Origin of the sequence: Amycolatopsis sp. NPDC049252 (assembly GCF_043197175.1) — a bacterium.
GTDB lineage: Bacteria > Actinomycetota > Actinomycetes > Mycobacteriales > Pseudonocardiaceae > Amycolatopsis.
In genome coordinates this window covers 1-17,706 of the sequence record NZ_JBICSQ010000123.1, presented here as the reverse complement: position 1 = coordinate 17,706, position 17,706 = coordinate 1, and the positions used below count along the sequence as shown (strand labels likewise).

Annotated in this window: 19 protein-coding genes; 12 read left to right on the top strand and 7 right to left on the bottom strand. The window is 72.4% G+C overall.

The features are described 5' to 3' along the window. Positions 1-380: 380 nt before the first annotated feature. Positions 381-1,148: a hypothetical protein gene (locus tag ACGFMK_RS46150; RefSeq protein ID WP_392777482.1), complete on the bottom strand. Its 768-nt coding sequence runs from the start codon at positions 1,146-1,148 to the stop codon at positions 381-383. Between the two features lie 267 nt (positions 1,149-1,415). On the opposite strand from ACGFMK_RS46150, the gene ACGFMK_RS46145 reads away from it, so the two are divergent. The 7 genes from ACGFMK_RS46145 (at position 1,416) to couO (ending at position 8,725) form a co-directional block, all read left to right on the top strand. Continuing rightward, positions 1,416-1,541: a tryptorubin family RiPP precursor gene (locus ACGFMK_RS46145; protein ID WP_392777479.1), complete on the top strand. Its 126-nt coding sequence runs from the start codon at positions 1,416-1,418 to the stop codon at positions 1,539-1,541. Positions 1,542-1,616: 75 nt separating this feature from the next. Beyond that, entirely contained in the window at positions 1,617-2,657 is a 1,041-nt protein-coding gene (locus ACGFMK_RS46140) for a cytochrome P450 (RefSeq protein WP_392777476.1), read from the top strand. 106 nt (positions 2,658-2,763) lie between these two features. Then, complete coding sequence (locus ACGFMK_RS46135; RefSeq protein ID WP_392777473.1) at positions 2,764-4,248, top strand: long-chain fatty acid--CoA ligase; 1,485 nt, start codon at positions 2,764-2,766, stop codon at positions 4,246-4,248. After that, a complete protein-coding gene (locus ACGFMK_RS46130; RefSeq protein ID WP_392777471.1) occupies positions 4,245-5,012 on the top strand; it encodes a crotonase/enoyl-CoA hydratase family protein in 768 nt (255 codons plus the stop codon). The genes ACGFMK_RS46135 and ACGFMK_RS46130 overlap by 4 nt, the downstream gene beginning before the upstream one ends. Beyond that, positions 5,009-6,940 carry an acetoacetate--CoA ligase gene (locus ACGFMK_RS46125; protein ID WP_392777468.1) on the top strand — a complete coding sequence of 644 codons (1,932 nt, stop codon included), beginning with the start codon at positions 5,009-5,011 and terminating at the stop codon, positions 6,938-6,940. Before ACGFMK_RS46130 ends, ACGFMK_RS46125 begins: the two co-directional genes overlap by 4 nt. After that, positions 6,937-7,830, top strand: a complete 894-nt coding sequence (locus tag ACGFMK_RS46120) for a 3-hydroxyacyl-CoA dehydrogenase NAD-binding domain-containing protein (RefSeq protein ID WP_392777466.1) — start codon at positions 6,937-6,939, stop codon at positions 7,828-7,830. The genes ACGFMK_RS46125 and ACGFMK_RS46120 overlap by 4 nt, the downstream gene beginning before the upstream one ends. 28 nt (positions 7,831-7,858) lie before the next feature. Continuing rightward, complete coding sequence (gene couO, locus ACGFMK_RS46115; RefSeq protein WP_392777463.1) at positions 7,859-8,725, top strand: 4-hydroxyphenyl-beta-ketoacyl-CoA hydrolase; 867 nt, start codon at positions 7,859-7,861, stop codon at positions 8,723-8,725. A gap of 7 nt (positions 8,726-8,732) precedes the next feature. Here the strand turns inward: couO and ACGFMK_RS46110 are convergent, their stop codons facing one another. Together ACGFMK_RS46110 and ACGFMK_RS46105 are read right to left on the bottom strand one after the other, a co-directional pair. After that, positions 8,733-9,743, bottom strand: coding sequence for a zinc-binding dehydrogenase (locus ACGFMK_RS46110; protein ID WP_392777488.1), 1,011 nt, complete (start codon positions 9,741-9,743; stop codon positions 8,733-8,735). 54 nt (positions 9,744-9,797) lie between these two features. Next, positions 9,798-10,208, bottom strand: coding sequence for an STAS domain-containing protein (locus ACGFMK_RS46105; RefSeq protein WP_392777461.1), 411 nt, complete (start codon positions 10,206-10,208; stop codon positions 9,798-9,800). A gap of 526 nt (positions 10,209-10,734) precedes the next feature. On the opposite strand from ACGFMK_RS46105, the gene ACGFMK_RS46100 reads away from it, so the two are divergent. Next, positions 10,735-11,391 carry an HAD family hydrolase gene (locus tag ACGFMK_RS46100; RefSeq protein ID WP_392777458.1) on the top strand — a complete coding sequence of 219 codons (657 nt, stop codon included), beginning with the start codon at positions 10,735-10,737 and terminating at the stop codon, positions 11,389-11,391. A gap of 103 nt (positions 11,392-11,494) precedes the next feature. Here ACGFMK_RS46100 and ACGFMK_RS46095 read toward each other — a convergent pair whose 3' ends face one another. From ACGFMK_RS46095 to ACGFMK_RS46085, 3 genes are read right to left on the bottom strand one after another with little or no spacing between them, the layout of a single operon-like run. Beyond that, complete coding sequence (locus tag ACGFMK_RS46095) at positions 11,495-12,415, bottom strand: VOC family protein (protein ID WP_392777455.1); 921 nt, start codon at positions 12,413-12,415, stop codon at positions 11,495-11,497. After that, positions 12,412-12,543: a hypothetical protein gene (locus tag ACGFMK_RS46090; RefSeq protein ID WP_392777452.1), complete on the bottom strand. Its 132-nt coding sequence runs from the start codon at positions 12,541-12,543 to the stop codon at positions 12,412-12,414. Before ACGFMK_RS46090 ends, ACGFMK_RS46095 begins: the two co-directional genes overlap by 4 nt. Further along, a complete protein-coding gene (locus ACGFMK_RS46085) occupies positions 12,540-13,373 on the bottom strand; it encodes a fumarylacetoacetate hydrolase family protein (protein ID WP_392777449.1) in 834 nt (277 codons plus the stop codon). Before ACGFMK_RS46085 ends, ACGFMK_RS46090 begins: the two co-directional genes overlap by 4 nt. 103 nt (positions 13,374-13,476) lie before the next feature. Between ACGFMK_RS46085 and ACGFMK_RS46080 the strand changes: the two genes are divergently transcribed. Both ACGFMK_RS46080 and ACGFMK_RS46075 read left to right on the top strand, forming a co-directional pair. Then, entirely contained in the window at positions 13,477-14,184 is a 708-nt protein-coding gene (locus tag ACGFMK_RS46080; RefSeq protein WP_392777446.1) for a GntR family transcriptional regulator, read from the top strand. Between the two features lie 109 nt (positions 14,185-14,293). Further along, positions 14,294-15,700: an amidohydrolase family protein gene (locus ACGFMK_RS46075; protein ID WP_392777444.1), complete on the top strand. Its 1,407-nt coding sequence runs from the start codon at positions 14,294-14,296 to the stop codon at positions 15,698-15,700. On the opposite strand, the gene ACGFMK_RS46070 is transcribed toward ACGFMK_RS46075, so the two are convergent. Next, positions 15,689-16,525: a helix-turn-helix transcriptional regulator gene (locus tag ACGFMK_RS46070; protein ID WP_392777441.1), complete on the bottom strand. Its 837-nt coding sequence runs from the start codon at positions 16,523-16,525 to the stop codon at positions 15,689-15,691. The two genes, ACGFMK_RS46075 and ACGFMK_RS46070, sit on opposite strands and share 12 nt — an antisense overlap. 124 nt (positions 16,526-16,649) lie before the next feature. Here ACGFMK_RS46070 and ACGFMK_RS46065 point away from each other — a divergent pair, with 124 nt between their 5' ends. Both ACGFMK_RS46065 and ACGFMK_RS46060 read left to right on the top strand, forming a co-directional pair. Beyond that, positions 16,650-17,561 carry an MBL fold metallo-hydrolase gene (locus tag ACGFMK_RS46065; RefSeq protein WP_392777438.1) on the top strand — a complete coding sequence of 304 codons (912 nt, stop codon included), beginning with the start codon at positions 16,650-16,652 and terminating at the stop codon, positions 17,559-17,561. After that, positions 17,558-17,706: carboxylesterase family protein (locus ACGFMK_RS46060; RefSeq protein ID WP_392777485.1), on the top strand; the 149-nt coding region annotated here is incomplete at its 3' end. The genes ACGFMK_RS46065 and ACGFMK_RS46060, both read left to right, overlap by 4 nt.

Here is a 17,706-nt window from a genome sequence, read left to right as displayed (position 1 = left end):
GCCGCCGCCGCGCCCCGCCACCCCGAGCGACCTTCACCGCACATCCCACCGGGCGGCCTCGACACCACACCACCGCGGTCAACCATCACCGCCACCTACTCCGAACGCAGAAAGCTCCGCCGCACCCGATGCGGCCGCCGCGCCCCGGCTCCACGAGCGACCTTCACCGCACATCCCACCGGGCGGGCTCGACACCGCACCACCGCGATCAGCCATCACCGCAACCTACTCCAAACGCAAGAAGCTCCGCGGCGCTCGATGCGCCGCGGAGCCACCAGCTTCACCGGCCGGGCCCGCAAGGAGTCCCGCCGGTCATCTTCCGATCGTTCTCCCGGCTCGCAACCGGCTTCACACCGGCCGCGAACCTCAGCGAAGGACCGTCACCGCTTCGGGCTGTTCTCCGGGCTCGCCGCCGGCTTCTTCGTGCCGCTCTCCGGAGCGGCCGTCGGCTTCGCCGGGGGCTTGGCCGCACCCACCGCGGGCTTCGGCGGGGTCACCGCCGCCGGCTTCGGCGGGGTCGCGGCCGGCGTCACCGGCGGCTTCGGTGCCGCCTGGGGCGTGGCCGAGTGGCCGTTCACCCGGGCCGCTGCCTCTTCCTTCGGCGTGGCGCCCTCGAACTCGTCCCGCTCGACCAGCGGGTTGGCCCGCTTGGCCCGCAGCACGACCGCCACCCCGGCGCCGACGACCGCCACGGCCACCAGCCACGGCCAGCGGGGCTTGCGGCCGCGCTCGCCCTTGGCCGCGCTCTTCGCTTCGGCGAGCGCCGCCGTCAGGTCCTTCTTCGCCGTCGCCACCGTCTTGCGGCGCTTGCGGCTCGAATCGCCGGTCGAGCCGACCACGGCCGCGACCGCTTCCGCGGCCTTGCGGCCCGGGTCGCGCATCTTCGCCGCGCGGGCCAGAACCTCGTCGCGCGCGGCGACGGAGTTCACCCGCAGCTCGCGGCGGGACGCCCGCGTGCCCTTGTCCCAGTCCTTCGTCGCCTTGCGGCCGACCGCCGCGAGCTCGTCGGCTCCTTCGGTCACCTTCCGGTCGGTGATCTCCACCGCCCGCGCGGCCGCGTCCGCACCCACTCGCGCGGCCTCGACGGCGAGCTCCCGCACGCCGGCCGCCGCCGTCTTCACTCGTTGCCCGACCGCAGCGTCGCCCATGAGCTTCACCTCTCCACTCGTCTCGGCGGGCGTCGCCCGCTTCCTCCCTGGCTACCCAGCCGGAGGCGGTCTCGAACATGCCGCCGGAGACACGAATGTGAAGAATGAAATACGTGTGTGTAAAACCATTCCCTATCATCGACTACATCGACGGGCAATACCGACGTTCGTAGGGCATTCCCGCACACCGGCAACCGGACAGCGAACGGACAACCGGAGGTTCGTTCTTGACCAACCGGCACGCGGGCCCCGTAATGTGGTCCCCGGATGGCCGCGACAGCGGGATCCCTTTCACACGAACGAAGGAGTCACTCGATGAAGCTGGTTCGTCTCGTCAAGAAAGCGCTCCCCTCGAAGAGCCTGAAGGCCTACGCCTGGTACGGCTGGATCTGATCCACGCCACCGGATCCGGGCCGGTTCCGGAGTCACCGGAACCGGCCCTCCGTTTCCTCGAAGGAGCGCGAAAAAGTGGTTATCTCCGCCGGCAACCGGACAAAACACACCGTCTTCGCGCCCCGGATCGACCAGCTGCTGCGGGAACACCGGGGTGGTGAGCTCTTCCGGCTCGAGCCGGACACCATCGGCGTCGCCGACCCCGATCTGATGAACGCCCTGCTGACGGCCCGCCCGGCGAACGCCGAGGAACGGCCCACGTTCAAGCCGGTGCTCGGGCGCCGCGTCACCCGGACGGAGTCCGCGAGCCTGATGCAGGCCGTCGGCGCCGACGTCCGGGCCGCGCTCAAGAAGCCCGCCGGCCACCCCGACCTCACCGGGAAGTGGCCGGCCGTGCCGCACGCCCACCTGCGTGACCTGGTGTTCGGCCCCGAAACCCGCCGGTTCCGGACGCTCGTCGACCGGCGGCTGGAGCTGACCCCGAAGCTCACCTGGTCGGCCGTCACCACCGGGTCCGCGGTGCTCCCGCCGTCACCCGTGGGACGGGAGCTGTCCACCCTCGCGCGTCAGGTCCTGGCGGCGGACGACTTCGCCGAGCGCCGCTTCCGGATGTACCTCTACCGCCGCGTCGCGGCCCCCATCTGCTTCACCGTCGCCGCCCTGGTCACCAACGCGGTCTGGCTCGGCGCGCCGTTCGGCGATGACGTCCCCAACGAGCACGTCATCAACGAAGCCCTCCGGCTGCTGCCGCCGTCGTGGAACATCCTGCGCGTCCGCTCGCCGGAGTACACCGAGGTCGACGCGCGCATCACCCCCGGTGACGACCTCCTGCTGCTGCCGATCGTCAGTCACCGCTCCCCCGCGCTGTGGGACGACCCCGACGAGTTCCACCCGGAGCGCTGGGCGGACCTGGACGCCGACACCCAGCCGGGTTACCTGCCGTTCGGCCACGTCAGCGAGCGCTGCTGGGGCCGCCACATGGTGTTGCCGCTGGCCGGCCGCCTGCTGGACGTCGTCCGCGCCCAGGGCCTGGCCCCCGACCCGCGGCAGCGCAAAGCCCGCGTCGAGCTCGACGGGCTGCTCGAAGTCGCCGACCTGAAGGTCGTCCGCCGCTGACAAGGCCGTGGTGGCCACCACGGCAGCCCGGACCACTCTTGACACCCGCCGCGGCCCGCGCGCATCCTGATTGGTATCAGGGTTCCTGATATCAGGAGGCGAGCGGATGAGCGCGGACTTCGGCCTGGGCAGCTGGCCGGCGCGACGAGCACGGATCGACCCCGGCCGCACCGCGCTGGTGCAGGACGGGCGCACCCTCACCTACGCCCAGCTCGCCGGCACCGTCGAGCGGCTGGCCGGGGACCTGACCCGGCGCGGCGTGCGGCCGGGCGACCGGGTCGCCTACCTCGGCGTCAACGACATCAGCGTGTTCGAGACGCTCTTCGCCACCGCCCGCTGCGGCGCGATCTTCGTGCCGCTCAACTACCGGCTCTCCTCCGCCGAAATCCGCTACATGCTCGGCGACAGCGGCGCGTCGGTCCTCGTGCACAGCCCGGACGCCGACGATCTCGTCGCGGCGGCCGGGCCCCACGAAATCCAGCTCGTGAAAGCGGGCGAAGAAGGAAGCGGAACGCCGCCCGAACCCGAAGTCGGCCTCGACGACCCCTGTCTGCTGCTCTACACCTCCGGCACCACCGGCCGCCCGAAGGCGGCGGTGCTCACCCACGGCAACCTGACCTGGAACACCGTCAACCAGCTCGCCCACCTGGACGTCCTCGGCACCGACAAGGCCCTCTGCATCGCGCCGCTGTTCCACTGCGTCGGCCTGGGCCAGATCACGCTGCCGACGCTGTTCAAGGGCGGCAGCGTCGAGCCGGTCGCCAGGTTCGACGCCGGGACGATCCTCGCCCGCATCGCCGAAGCCGGGATCACCAGCTTCTCCGCGGTGCCCACGATGCTGGAGATGATGTGCCGGCACGCATCGTGGGCGGCCACCGACCTCAGCTCGCTGACCTGCGTGCTCTACGGCGGCTCGCCGGTCGCCGAGCGGGTCGCGCGGGCGTGGCTCGACCGCGGCGTCCGGCTGCTGCAGGGCTACGGCATGACCGAGGCCGCCCCCGGCGTCTTCATGGCCACCCACGACGGCACGCTCGACCACCCGGTCGCGGCGGGCGTGCCGCACTTCTTCACCGACGTCGCCGCCGACGGCGTCAGACCGCTGAGCGCCGAGCCCGCCGAGCTGCTCGTCCGTGGCCCGCACGTCTTTTCCGGCTACTGGAACCGGCCCGAAGAGACCGCCGCGAGCTTCGTCGACGAGCGCTGGTTCCGCACCGGGGACGTCGTCCGCGTCGAGGACGACGGCTGGGCCCACATCGTCGACCGGGTCAAGGACCTGATCATCTCCGGCGGCGAGAACGTCTACCCCGCCGAGATCGAGGCGATCGCCGTCCAGCTCGACGCCGTCGACGCGTGTGCCGTGGTCGGGGTGCCGGACGAGCGCTGGGGCGAGGTCGGCGCCGCCTACGTCGTCGCCCGCGACGGCGCGGAGCCGGACGAAGCCGCGTTTCGCGCGCACCTGGAACAGCACCTGGCCCGCTACAAGGTGCCGAAGTACGTCCGGTTCGTCGAGGCGCTGCCGCGCAACGCCACCGGCAAGATCCGCCGCGTCGAGCTGCGCAAGCAAGCCGCCGAAACCTACGGAGCCCCATGATCAGCACGCTGCACCTCGAACTCCACGACGACGTCGCCGTGCTGCGGCTGTCGCGGCCGAAGAAGCGCAACGCGCTCGACGACGCGACCGTCCTGGGCCTCGAAGCCTTCTTCAACGCGCCGCCGGCCGGGGTGAAGGCCGTCGTGCTCGACGCCGAAGGCGACCACTTCTCCGCCGGGCTCGACCTGTCGGAACTGTCCGAGCGGGACGCCTTCGAGGGCCTGCAGCACTCGATGATGTGGCACCGCGCCTTCGAACGGATCGAACGCGGCCGCGTCCCGGTCGTCGCGGTGCTCAAGGGCGCGGTCATCGGCGGCGGCCTCGAACTCGCGACGGCCACGCACATCCGCGTCGCCGAGTCGACGGCGTTCTACGCGCTGCCGGAGGGCCAGCGCGGCCTGTTCGTCGGCGGCGGCGGGTCGGTGCGGGTGCCGCGGCTGATCGGCGCCCACCGGATGACCGACCTGATGCTCACCGGGCGGGTCCTCGACGCCGACGAGGGCCACGCCGCCGGACTCTCGCACTACCGCGTCGAGCCGGGCGAAGGTCTCGAGCACGCGCTCGGCCTGGCCCGCAAGATCGCCGCGACGTCGCCGATCACGACGTTCGCGGTGCTGCAGGCGCTGCCGCGCATCGCCGAGGCCAACCCGGCCGAGGGCTACCTGCTCGAGGCGCTGATGGCGGCCGTCGCCAGCGGCAGCGCCGAGGCCCAGGACCGGATGCGGGCGTTCCTGGACAAGCGCGCGGCGAAGGTCGCCCGATGACGACGACGCCGCTGCGCCCGGTCGCCGCCGATGTCCGCGACACCACCGAAATCGGCCGCTACCTCGGCTGGCTGAGCACCCATCGCGGCCTCGGCTTCGACGGCTACCCGAGCCTGCACCACTGGTCGGTGACCGATCTCGACGGCTTCTGGTCCTCGATCCGCGACTACTTCGGCGTCCGCTTCCACACGCCGGAGACGGCGGTCGTCCCCGACCCGCGTATGCCGGGCACCGAGTGGTTCCCCGGCGCGACGCTCAACTACGCCGAGCACGCCCTGACCGACCGGCCGGACGACGAGGTCGCCGTCATCGCGTATGCGCAGACCCGCGACCGCGTCGAGCTGACCTGGGCGGAGCTGCGCGACCAGGTGGCCCGCGCCCGCGCCGGGCTGGCCCGGCTGGGCGTCGGGCGCGGCGACCGCGTCGTGGCCTACCTGCCGAACATCCCCGAGACCGTCGTCGCGTACCTAGCCGTCGCGAGCCTCGGCGCCGTCTGGGCGTCCTGCGCGCCGGAATTCGGGGCCCGCGCGGTGCTCGACCGGTTCGGGCAGGTCGAGCCGAAGGTCCTGCTGACCGTCTCGGGGTACCGGTACGGCACCAAGGACGTCGACCGCCGCGGCGAGGTCGCCGAGATCGTGGCCGGGCTGCCGACCCTCGAGCACGTCGTCCGGGTCGCGTACGGCGACGACGCCACCGGCTGGACGGACCTGCTCGACAACCCGGGTGAGCCGGGGTTCGAGCCGGTCGGGTTCGCGCACCCGCTGTGCGTGCTGTTCTCCTCCGGCACCACCGGAAAACCGAAGCCGATCGTGCACGGCCACGGCGGATTGCTGCTGGAGCACCTCAAGAACCACGGCCTCAGCTGGGATCTGCGCCCCGGCGACCGGATGCTGTGGTTCTCCACCACCGCCTGGATGATGTGGAACGCGCTCGTGTCGGGGCTGCTGACCGGCGCGTCGATCGTGCTGGTCGACGGCAACCCGCTGCACCCGGACCTGGCCTGGCAGTGGCGGCTCGCCGCGGAAACCCGCGCGACGCTCCTGGGCGCCAGCCCGGGTTTCCTGATGGCGTGCCGGAAAGCGGGCCTCGACCCGGCGGCGGACCTCGACCTGTCCGCGCTGCGGCAGATCGGCGCGGCGGGCAGCCCGCTGCCCGCCGAGGGCTACCGGTGGGTGGCCGAGCGGTTCCCCGGTGTGCTGCTCAACGTCGGCAGCGGCGGCACCGACGTCTGCAGCGGGATCGTCCAGGGCAGTCCGCTGCAGCCGGTGTGGGCCGGGGAGATCTCCGGGCCCTGTCTCGGCGTCGACGCGAAGGCGTTCGACTCGCGCGGCGAGCCGGTGGTCGGGGAACTGGGCGAACTCGTGATCACCGCGCCGATGCCGTCGATGCCGGTCGGGTTCTGGGGTGACCTACCGGTCACGGACCCGGATTCTCGTTACCGCGCAACGTACTTCGCCGACTACCCCGGCGTCTGGCGGCACGGCGACTGGGTGCGGTTCTCGCCGGACGGCGGCTGCGTCATCGCCGGCCGGTCGGACGCCACCCTGAACCGCGGCGGCGTCCGCCTCGGTACGGCCGAGTTCTACACGGTCGTCGAGGAGCTGCCGGAGGTCGACGACTCCCTCGTGGTGCACCTCGAGGATCCGGCGGGTGGCAACGGCGATCTTCGCCTCTACGTCGTGCTGCACGACGGCGCGCTGGACGACGACCTGCGCCGCCGCATCAAGAGCGTCTTGAAGAGCGCGCTGTCACCGCGGCACGTGCCGGACGAGATCACCGCCGTCCCGGTGATCCCCCGCAACCGCACCGGGAAGAAACTGGAGCTGCCCGTGAAGAAACTCCTGCTCGGCGCCCGCCCCGAAGACGTCGTCGGCCGCGACGTCCTGGCCGATCCCACGGCCCTCGACCACTTCCGGGCGCGCGCATGAGCACCGTCGCGGTCGTCGGCACCGGCGTGATCGGCGCGAGCTGGACCGCGCTCTTCCTCGCGAACGGCCTCGACGTCGTCGCCACCGATCCGGCGCCGGGCGCCGAAGAACGGTTGCGCGGCGCGCTCGAAGGCGCGCCGACGGATCGCCTGCGGTTCGTCGCCGACGCCGGGGAAGCGGCCGCCGCCGCGGACTTCGTGCAGGAGAACGGTCCGGAACGCGAAGACGTCAAGCACGCCCTGTTCGCCGTCCTCGACGAGGCCGCGCGGCCGGACATCGTCCTGGCGAGCAGCTCGTCGGGGCTGCTGCCCAGCGTCATCGCCCGCGGCTGCCCGCACCACCCCGAGCGGGTCGTGATCGGGCACCCGTTCAACCCGCCGCACCTGATCCCGCTCGTCGAGGTCGTGCCCGGCCGCGACACCGCGCCCGAGGTCGTCGACCGGGCCGTGGCGTTCTACACCTCGGTCGGCAAACGCCCGATCCGGCTGTCGCGGGAGGTTCCCGGCCACATCGCCAACCGGTTGCAGGCCGCGCTGTGGCAGGAGGCGTATTCGCTGGTCGAACGCGGGGTCGCGACGGTCGCCGACATCGACACGGCCATCGCGTACGGGCCCGGGCTGCGCTGGGCGGTGCTCGGCCCGTTCGTCAACCAGCACCTCTCCGGCGGCGCCGGCGGGCTGGCGCACGTCCTGCGGCACCTCGGCCCGCCGACCGAACAGTGGTGGCGTGACCTCGGGCAAGTGCACCTGACACCGGAGCTCGCCGAGACGCTCGTCGCCGGAGTCGACGCCGAACTGGCCGAAACCGGCCAAGCCCGCCTCGTCGCCGCCCGCGACGCCGTCCTCGCCCAGCTGCTGGCCGCCAAGGCCGCGCAGCCCGACCTGCCCTGACCATCCCGATCCAACGACGGAGATTCCGGTGGACCTTTCCGCACTGACCGCCATCGACGTCCACACCCACGTCGAGCAGGACGGCCACGGCTGTTTCGCGCTGGACCAGGAGCTGCTCGACGCGTCCGCGAAGTACTTCCGCGCCGACCAGGACCGGACGCCGACCGTGACGGCGATCGCCGAGCACTACCGGGCCCGGAACATGGCCGCGGTCGTGTTCACCGTCGAGGCGCCGGCCGCGACCGGGCACCCCGCGCTGTCGAGCGAGGAGATCGCCGACGCGGCCGCCGCGCACCCGGACGTGCTCATCCCGTTCGGCTCGGTCGACCCGCACTCGGGCAAGGCCGCCGTGCACCGGGTGCGCCGGCTCGTCGCCGAACACGGCGTCCGCGGCTTCAAGTTCCACCCGAGCCTGCAGGGCTTCGAGCCGAACGACCCGCGGTTCCACCCGCTGTACGAGGCGATCGGCGAGCTCGGCGTCCCGGCGCTGTTCCACACCGGCCAGACCGGGATCGGCGCGGGCCTGCCCGGCGGGCGCGGCATCAAGCTGCGCTACTCGAACCCGATGCTGCTCGACGACGTCGCGGCCGACTTCCCGCACCTGACGATCATCCTGGCCCACCCGTCGGTGCCGTGGCAGGACGAGGCGATCTCGGTGGCGACGCACAAGGCGAACGTCTACATCGACTTGTCCGGCTGGTCCCCGAAGTACTTCCCGCCCCAGCTGGTCCGCGCGGCGAACACGCTGCTGAAGCGCAAGGTCCTGTTCGGCTCGGACTTCCCGGTCATCACCCCCGACCGCTGGCTGGCGGACTTCGCCGAGCTGGACATCAAGGACGAGGTCCGGCCGCTGATCCTGAAGGACAACGCGATCCGGATGCTCGGCCTGTCCTGAGCGGGTCTCACTGGGCGCGCGGGTCGACGTGGATCTTCGGGCCGGGGCCCGCCGGGTGTTCCCCGGCCAGGACCGCGCCGACCTCGTCGAGGCCGACCGTCGCCGCGACCAGGGGGCGCGGGTCCACCGCGCCGCTCGCGTACGCGGTGATCGTGTCCGCCAGCCCCGGGGACGCCGAGAGGATGCCGACCGCCGTGACGTCCTTCAGGACCAGCGAGCGGGAGTCCAGCAGGCTGGGCTGCCCGGCCAGTCCGATGTAGACGACCCGGCCCGCCGGCTCGACCAGGTCCAGGGCCAGCGCGGGCAGCTCGGCGGCGTTGGACGCGTCGACGACCGCGTCGAACGGCCGGGCCGGGAGGGTGTCGCGGGTCCAGGCGTTTGTGAAGCCGAGGGTGCGGGCGAAGGCGAGGGTGGGCTCGTCGCGGCCCAGCAGGTGCACTTCGGCGCCCGCCGCGCGCAGGAACAGCGCCGTCAGCAGCCCGATCGTCCCGGGTCCCAGCACCAGCGCGCGGTCACCGGGGCCGACGCCGGCGGCCTGGGCGGCGCGCAGGGCGTTGCCGCCCGGCTCGACCAGGGCGCCGAGGACGGGGTCGACGGAGTCGGGCAGGGCGTGCAGCGACCACGCGGGGACGGCGATCCGCTCGGCCAGCGCGCCGGCCCGGCCGCCGCGGATGCCGACCTCCTCGCGGTGCGCGCAGGTGTGCTGGTGGCCCTTGCGGCAGCGGCGGCAGGTCCGGTCGCCGAGCATGGTGTCGCCCATGACGCGGCGCCCGAGCCACGCGGGGTCGACGCCGTCGCCGAGCGCCGAGACGGTGCCCGCCCACTCGTGACCCAGCCGCATCGGGTACGCCGAATGGCCTTGGTGCAGGTAGGCCATCTCGCCGGTGAAGAACTCGACGTCCGTGCCGCAGACCCCGGCCCGTTCGACGTCGACGACGACCTCGCCGGGGACGGCCTCGGGCACGGGTACGGCACGCACGGAGAACTCCCGCGGGCCGGTGAGCACGAAGGCCCGCATGGTGGTGATCACCCGGGCAGTCTCACCCGGGTGCGGGCCGGCGCGCCAGCCGGATCAGTCCGGGATCTCCGTCGCCCGCTCCCAGCCCGCCGGCAGCGGGCTGACGTTGAGCGCGTGGTCGAGCCCGCTGTCCGCGAGGGCCCGGCGCACGACCCGGTTGTCGCCCGTGACGACGCGCAGGGTGGTGACCTCCCGCTGCGTCCGGACGTGGATGTCGACCAGCGCCGCCAGCCCGGCCGCGTCCAGGAGGTCGACCTCCGAGAGGTCGAGCACCAGGACGGGGAACTTGCGGTGGGCCCAGGTGGCCAGGACGGCCTCGAGCTGGGATGCGCTCTCTTCGTCGAGGGCGCCCCGGATCCGGACCATCACGGCACCGAAGTAGGGGCGGATCACCTTGATGTCGAACGCACTTCGTCCCGCACGGGTGACGGGGATCGCCGTCGCGGGGTGCTGCACTACCAACATCGGCAGACGCCTTCGTTCACAGATCGAGTGCCGGGCGGGATTCCCGCTCGGACGCACACCGGAATGGGGGGAACGGCTGTTGCCTGAACCGTACCCCCGCAGCGTAGCCCTCCGCCCTCCTGTCGCAACCCCGCCCATCGGGCGAGCCGCGCTCCGCCGCCTGTCCCATGAAGGAGGGGTACCCACGCCGAGCACACGGCCGGGTGAAGTGTGGCGGTCAAACGCGAAGACCCGCCCCCGCTCGGCGAAGGCTGGGGGGAGACCTGCGAGCGGAAGCGGGAGACGAAGGCCGGTACGGAGGGTCGCCTCTCGGCGAGTGGCGCGACGCGGCGCCAGCCTGACTGGCACTCCGCGAAGGCAGAAGGTGAGGCCCGGGGACACCACCGTACCGACAGCCTGTACAACGCACGGCCTGCGGAAATGTTCCCCACGTGACGCACGTCGCCATCACGGCTCAAGAGACGTTTCGGCACCGGTGCGCCGGGTATCACGCAATCATCGGAAGGAGATCGCCATCGCTACCGCTGTGCTCTTCGACGTCGACGGCACGCTCGTCGACTCCAACTACCTGCACGTGCACGCCTGGCAGCGGGCGTTCCGCGAGCTCGGCCGGGACGTCGACTCCTGGCGCGTCCACCGCGCCATCGGCAAGGGATCCGGCAAGCTGCTCGCCGACCTGCTCGGGAAGGACGACGCCGACGAGGTCGGCGACCGGCTGGAAGAGCTCCACAGCCGCTTCTACCTCGAGTCGGCCGGGATGCTGCGCCCCTTCGACCAGGCCGCCGCGCTGATCCGCGTCCTCGCCGGGCACGGGGTGCGCGTCCTCCTGGCGACGTCGGCCGGGCCCGACGAGCTGGACGTCATGCGCAAGCTCCTCGACGTCGACGACGTCGTCACCGCCATCGTCGCGGGCGAGGACGTCGAGGCCACCAAGCCCGACCCGGAACCGGTGCACGCGGCGCTGGAGCGCGCCGGCACGAAGCCGGTGAACACGATCTTCGTCGGCGACTCCGTCTGGGACGTCCACGCCGCCTCCAAGGCGGGCGTCCGCACGGTCGCGGTGCTCTCCGGCGGCGTCAGCGCGGCGGAGCTGACCGAAGCCGGCGCGGTCGCGACCTACGACGACCCCGCGGCCCTGCTCGACGCCCTCGACCACAGTCCTCTCGCGGAGCTGTTCGGCTAGCCGCGCGGGCGGGCGCCCCAGGTCGGTGTGCCGAGCCGGCCGACGGGCACCTCGACGCCGGTGAGCTCGATCGCCAGGTGACCACCCGTCCAGGATCACTCCGTCAGGCTCCCGGGTGGGCGTCGGTCATCAGGTCGGCCAGGTCGTCCGGGGCCAGGAACGACGGCGGGGGCGGCGGGCCCCACGCGTAGAGGCTCTTCTCCCCCGCCACCACGCGCGGCTCCCAGATCTGGTCCTCCAGGATGCAGTCGATGTCCGAGTAGTACTCGGAGAAGTTGCCCGCCGGGTCGCGCAGGTACCAGAAGAAGTTCGAGCCGATGTGGTGCCGGCCCAGGCCCCAGGTGTGACGCTCGGGGTGGCCCTCGAGCATCGAAGTGGCGCCGCGGCCGACCTCGTCGACGTCGTCGACCTCCCAGGACGTGTGGTGCAGGAAGCTGACCGGCGCCTGCTGCACGAGCACGTTGTGGTGGTCGGTGGAGCAGCGCATGAACGAAGCGAGGCCGGGGGCTTCGTCGCTGACCTTGAAGCCGAGCCCGTCGGTGAAGAACCGCTGGGTGGCGGCCTGGTCGGGCGACCCGAACACCACGTGCCCGAGCTTGCGCGGGCGGACGGCCTGCTCCCGGTCGATGGCGGGCGCACGGACGTTCGCCCGCCGCGCCGCACCGGGCTGGTTGTAGGCCACCGGTTCCGGCGGCTCCTGCCGCAGCCGCGGCGCCACCGACACGACGACGTCGAGGCCCGTCACCGGGTCCTTCGTGTGCAGGGCGTCGCCGACGCGCCGGCTGCCGAGGTCGAGGCGGGCCAGCGACGCGGCGACGCGGTCCAGGTCGTCCGGGTCGTCGGCGCCGACCCCGAGGGTCAGCAGCCGCCGCCGGGCGGTGTGGCGCAGTTCGAGCTGCTCACCACCGTCGGCGGTGGAGAAGCCGGAACCGGTCGGGGTCAGGCCGAACTCGGTGTAGTACTCGGCGGTCTCGTCGACGTTCGGGACGCCGACGGTGATCTTGGTCAGGCGGTGCAGGCTCATGCTGTTCCTCCGGGTCGGACGAGCGGGGTGATCTGGTCCTCGCGGCCCAGCAGGTTGACGCCGAACCGCCCGGCGCCCCGAACCGAGGCCATCACCGCGCGGAACCGGTCCGCGTCGACGGTCGTCACGACGCGGTGAACCCGTGGTGCATCCGGCCGATGCCCTCGATGGTGCTGACCAGCTCGTCACCCGGGTTGAGGAACCGCTGCGGGGTGCGCGCCATGCCGACACCGGCGGGGGTTCCGGTGAAGATCAGGTCACCCGGCCACAGCGGCAGCACCGCCGAGAGGCGGGACACCAGCTCCGGCACCGAGAAGATCAGCTCGCCGGTCCGGCTCTTCTGCACGGACTCGCCGTTGACCTCGCACTCGAGCGCGAGGTCGTCCGGGTCGGCGAACTCGTCGGGCGTCACGACGAACGGCCCGATCGGCCCGAAGCCGGGGCGGGACTTGCCGAGGCTGAACTGCGGTGCGGGCCCGGCCAGCTGCAGCGTCCGGTCGGACAGGTCCTGCCCCACGGTGAGCCCGGCGACGTGCTCCCAGCCGTGCTCGGCCGGGACGTCGCGGGCGAGCACGCCGATGACGGCGACGAGTTCGACCTCCCAGTCCGCCGGGCCGGGGAGCGCGATCTCGCCGGACGGCCCGGTCAGGCTGCTCGCGAACTTCGTGAAGACGGTCGGCGAGTCCGGCAGGCCGAGGCCGGCTTCGGCGGCGTGGTCGCGGTAGTTGAGCCCGATGCCGAAGATCTGGCGCGGCGCCGGGACCGGCGCCCCGAGGTCGGTTTCCGCGAACGGCACCGCGTCCGCGGGTGCTGTCGCCGCCCAGGCCCGGAACTCGGCCCAGCGGTCGTAGATCGCCTGCGGGTCGGCGGAAAACCGCCGCTCACTGGCTTGTTCGACGTCGACGGCGCCGGCCTCGGTCACGAGGACGAGCCGTCCGGAGAGAGTGGCGATCCGCATGAGATGCCTTTCGATCGGTCGATGCGACTCATACTCTGCCCGGCATAGACGACTGTCAAGCACAGAATCGATTATCTATCGAAGAGTGTGTTACGCTGCGATCATGGCGAAGAGAGCGGGCGGCGAGAGCCTGGCCGTGATGGTCTACGAACAGCTGCGGTCGGCGATCCTCAACGGTGAACGGCAGCCCGGGGAGCGGCTCAAGCCCGGCGACCTCGGCGAGCAGTACGGCGTGAGCCTCAGTGTCGTGCGGGAAGCGCTCGGCCTGCTCGGCGCGAAGGACCTCGTGCAGGTCGACCGCAACCGCGGCTTCCACGTGACGCCGCTGTCGCTGCGCGCGCTCAACGACCTCACCGAAGCCCGCGTGGTCAACGAAGGCGCGGCCATCCGGCTGTCCGTCGAGCGCGGCGGGGTCACCTGGGAGTCCGAGGTGCTGGCCGCCCACCACCGGCTGTCGGTCCAGCCGATGCTGCTGCCCGGCGCCCACCTGCGGCGCAACGAGGAGTGGGCGGTGGCGCACCTGGCGTTCCACCGCACGCTGATCGAGGCGTGCGGCAACGCGGTGCTGCTGGACATCTGCGCCCGGCTCTCCGACGCCGCCGAGGTCTACCGCGCCTGGTCCGCCACCGGCACCCAGGAGATGCACCGCGACGTGGCCGGCGAGCACAAGGGCCTGATGGACGCAGCGCTGGCCCACGACGCCGACGCCGCGGAGACGCTCTTCGCCGCGCACGTCCGCCGCACGCAGCAGATCCTCGTCGACGGCGGCCTCGCCCCGGCCACCGACCGTCCCGCAACGGAGACCGCATGAGCGACGTCACGGCCATCACGCAGCTGATCCCGCACGAACGCCGGGGCCGCGACCCACATCCCGTGCGGCCGGACAGCGCGCCCTGGCCGGCAGAAGGACCGGAAACCGCGTGACCACCCGCCTGCTGCTGACCGGCGCCACCGTCGTCGACCCCCGTGACGGCAGGCTGACCGAAAGCACCGATGTCTTCATCAAGGACGGCCGGATCCTCGACGTCCGGCCCGGCATCGAGGCCGACGCCGAGCGGGTCGACGCGAGCGGGACGTACGTCGTCCCCGGCTACAACGACATGCACGCCCATCCCCTCGGCAAGGCCGACCCGGCGACGACGCTCGAGCTGATGCTGGCCCACGGCATCACCGGGTTCCGGCAGATGGGCGGCAGCATCGACCTGCTGCGCCGTCGCGCCGCCGGAAAACTGGGCTTCCCGGACGCGTCGCCCGCCCTGCTCGCCACCCCGGGACCGCTGCTGACCCCGGCGAACGCGTCCACAGTGGACCAGGCCGTCGCGGCGATCCGGGAGCAGCACGCGGAAGGCGCCGACTTCATCAAGGCCGGGCTCGTCACGCGCGAGGTCTTCTTCGACGCCCAGGCCGAAGCCCGGCGTCTCGGCCTGCCCATCGCCGGGCACCTGCCCGCCGGGATCGACGTCGAAAAGGCGTCCCGCGGCGGGATGAAGTCGATCGAGCACCTCGGCCCCGGTGTCGCGCTGTTCGCCTGCTGTTCCGGCGACCACGGCGACATCCGGGAGGCCGCCGCGGCCGGCGGCCCGAAGCTGAAGCTGCCGCCGTTCAAGATCCCGTTCCTGGACAAGGTCATGGACCGGGTCCTGCGCAAGCTGGTGATCAACCCGATCAACGTCAGCAAACCGGCGGACATCGCGAACCTCTCCCGTGCGATCGGCACGTTCGACCGCGAGCGGGCGCAGGTCCTCGCCGAGCGGTTCGCCGCCGACGGCACCTGGCAGGTCCCGACGCTGATCCGGATCAAGACCCAGGAACTGTGCGACTCTCCCGCCTTCGCCGAGGACCCGGACCTCACCTACACCACCCCGGCCACGAAGAAAGCCTGGCGCGCGGCGGCCGCGAAGTTCGCCGAGTTCCCGGCCGACGCCCGCGCGACGTTCACCGAGGCCTACAAACGGCAGCTCGAACTCACCAAGCTGTTCGACGACGCCGGCGTCAAGATGCTCGCCGGCACCGATTCTTCCGGCGCCGCCTGGGTGATCCCCGGCGCGGCCCTGCACCGGGAGTTCGCGGAGCTGGCCCGGGCCGGGCTCACCCCGTTGCGCGTCCTGCAGCTGACGACCACGCTCCCGGCCGAGTTCCTCGGCACCACGGCCACGATGGGCACCGTCGAGCCCGGCAAGAACGCGGATCTGGTCCTGCTGACGGAGAACCCGCTGACCGACGTCAAGCACCTGCGCCACATCGCGGGTGTCGTCCGCGCCGGACGGCACTACTCCGCCGCGGATCTGGCCGCCCGCAAGAAGAAGCTGGCCGGCTCAGTGCCCTGACCGGGCGAGCAGCTTGAGCGTGTTCTCCGAGGCGGAACCCTCCGCGGTCGTCACGACGACGACGGTCTGTTCCGGCGATCGCGCCGGGGTCAGGATCTGCTGGGCCACGGTCAGCGGGCCCACGAGCGGGTGGCGCAGGTCGTAGGAGTCGGCCTCGCACGGCTTGACCCGGTGGTCGCCCCACAGCGCGACGAACTCGGGGCTCTTCATCGACAGCTCCCCGACCAGCGACGCCAGCAGCGCGTCTTCGGGGTGCCGCCCGGCGACGGCCCGCAGGTTGCCGACGACGGCCCGGGCCTTGCGCGGCCAGTCCGCGTACAGCTCGCGGACGTGCGGGTCGAGGAACAGCATCCGGACCGTGCTGGGCCGGTCCGCCGGCCGGTCGGGCGCGGTGAAGTCGACGTGGCCCGCCAGCAGCGCGTGGCCCAGCGGGTTCCACGCCAGGACGTCGCTGCGCCGCCCGAGGACCAGCGCGGGCACGTCCCCCAGTGAGCGCAGCAGGTCGCGCGCCAGCGGGTCGAGCCGTTCCGGCGGCGGGCGGCGTTGCGCACGCGGGCGTTGCGCGGCCAGCTCACGCAGGTGTTCGCGCTCGTGCTCGTCGAGCCGCAGGGCCTCGGCGAGCGCGTCGAGGATCGCGCCGGACGCGTTGACGGACTGGCCCTGCTCGAGGCGCGTGTAGTACGAGACGCTGACGCCGGCCAGCCGCGCCAGCTCCTCGCGCCGCAGCCCGGCGACGCGCCGCCGTTCGCGCAGGGCGGGCAGGCCGACGTCCTCCGGGCGCAGCAGCGACCGGCGCGCCCGCAGGAACTCGCCGAGAACAGCCATGCCCCCAGTAAACACGGGACCCGCGCGGCGAGCCTGCCCCTGCCGGGGGTAGGCAGCGGCGGGACTGGTTGCCCCCGCGAAACCGCCGCAGGGTGGGGGAAACACCAGCGACCCCGGAGCGGACATGCAGGAGATTGTGCTGGGCGACGTCACCGTCACCCGGATCACGGAGTACTACGGCTCGGTCGAGATGTCGCCCGAGACCTTCTTCCCCGAAAGCCCGGACGGCGCCTGGGACGCGGACTGGCTCGCGCCCGACTTCCTCGACCGGGACAACGACGTCTGCGTCGCGGCCATCCAGACCTGGCTGTTGCGCAGCGAAGGCAAGACGATCCTCGTCGACACCGGCGTCGGCAACCACAAGGAGCGGCCGTACACCCCGGTGTGGAGCCACCTGAACACCGGCTTCCTCGGCAACCTCGCGGCGGCCGGCGTCCGGCCGGAGGACGTCGACCTGGTGGTCAACACGCACCTGCACGTCGACCACGTCGGCTGGAACACCGTCCTCGACGACCGCAGCTGGGTGCCGACGTTCCCCAACGCCACCTACCTGATGCCCCAGCCGGACTTCGAGTTCTGGAACCCGGCCAACGGCCACGAGCCGAACCTGGGGCGGGGCAACCAGAACGTCTTCGAGGACAGCGTCGCGCCGGTGCACGAAGCCGGCCAGACGCTGCTGTGGGAGGACAGCCACCGCATCGACGCGAACCTCACGCTCGAACTCGCGCCGGGGCACACACCGGGGTCGTCGGTGCTCACGCTCGACTCGGGCGGCGACCGCGCGCTGTTCGTCGGCGACCTGCTGCACACCGCGCTGCAGCTCGTCGAGCCCGACACGAACAGCTGCTTCTGCGAGGACCCCGCGCAGGCCCGCGCCACCCGGCGGCGGCTGCTCGGCCGGGCCGCGGACACGAACGCGCTCGTCCTGCCCGCCCACCTCGGCGGCCACGGCGGCGCCGAAGTGGTCCGCGACGGCGATCGGTTCGCCATCAAGGACTGGGCCCCGTTCGCCAAGCTCCGAGGAGAACTCCGGTGATCGTCACCACCACCACGGGCGACGTCCGCGGCCACGCCGGCGTCTTCCTCGACATCCCTTACGCCGCAGCGCCGATCGGTGCCGGCCGGTTCGCGCCACCGGCACCGCACGAGCCGTGGGCGGGGGTGCGGGAGGCGACGCGGCC

Coding starts and splice junctions, on each gene's coding strand:
- ACGFMK_RS46150 (WP_392777482.1), bottom strand. CDS start 1,148: ATGGGCGACGCTGCGGTCGGGCAACGAGTGAAGACGGCGGCGGCCGGC.
- ACGFMK_RS46145 (WP_392777479.1), top strand. CDS start 1,416: ATGGCCGCGACAGCGGGATCCCTTTCACACGAACGAAGGAGTCACTCG.
- ACGFMK_RS46135 (WP_392777473.1), top strand. CDS start 2,764: ATGAGCGCGGACTTCGGCCTGGGCAGCTGGCCGGCGCGACGAGCACGG.
- ACGFMK_RS46130 (WP_392777471.1), top strand. CDS start 4,245: ATGATCAGCACGCTGCACCTCGAACTCCACGACGACGTCGCCGTGCTG.
- ACGFMK_RS46125 (WP_392777468.1), top strand. CDS start 5,009: ATGACGACGACGCCGCTGCGCCCGGTCGCCGCCGATGTCCGCGACACC.
- ACGFMK_RS46120 (WP_392777466.1), top strand. CDS start 6,937: ATGAGCACCGTCGCGGTCGTCGGCACCGGCGTGATCGGCGCGAGCTGG.
- ACGFMK_RS46110 (WP_392777488.1), bottom strand. CDS start 9,743: ATGCGGGCCTTCGTGCTCACCGGCCCGCGGGAGTTCTCCGTGCGTGCC.
- ACGFMK_RS46105 (WP_392777461.1), bottom strand. CDS start 10,208: ATGTTGGTAGTGCAGCACCCCGCGACGGCGATCCCCGTCACCCGTGCG.
- ACGFMK_RS46095 (WP_392777455.1), bottom strand. CDS start 12,415: ATGAGCCTGCACCGCCTGACCAAGATCACCGTCGGCGTCCCGAACGTC.
- ACGFMK_RS46085 (WP_392777449.1), bottom strand. CDS start 13,373: ATGCGGATCGCCACTCTCTCCGGACGGCTCGTCCTCGTGACCGAGGCC.
- ACGFMK_RS46080 (WP_392777446.1), top strand. CDS start 13,477: ATGGCGAAGAGAGCGGGCGGCGAGAGCCTGGCCGTGATGGTCTACGAA.
- ACGFMK_RS46070 (WP_392777441.1), bottom strand. CDS start 16,525: ATGGCTGTTCTCGGCGAGTTCCTGCGGGCGCGCCGGTCGCTGCTGCGC.
- ACGFMK_RS46065 (WP_392777438.1), top strand. CDS start 16,650: ATGCAGGAGATTGTGCTGGGCGACGTCACCGTCACCCGGATCACGGAG.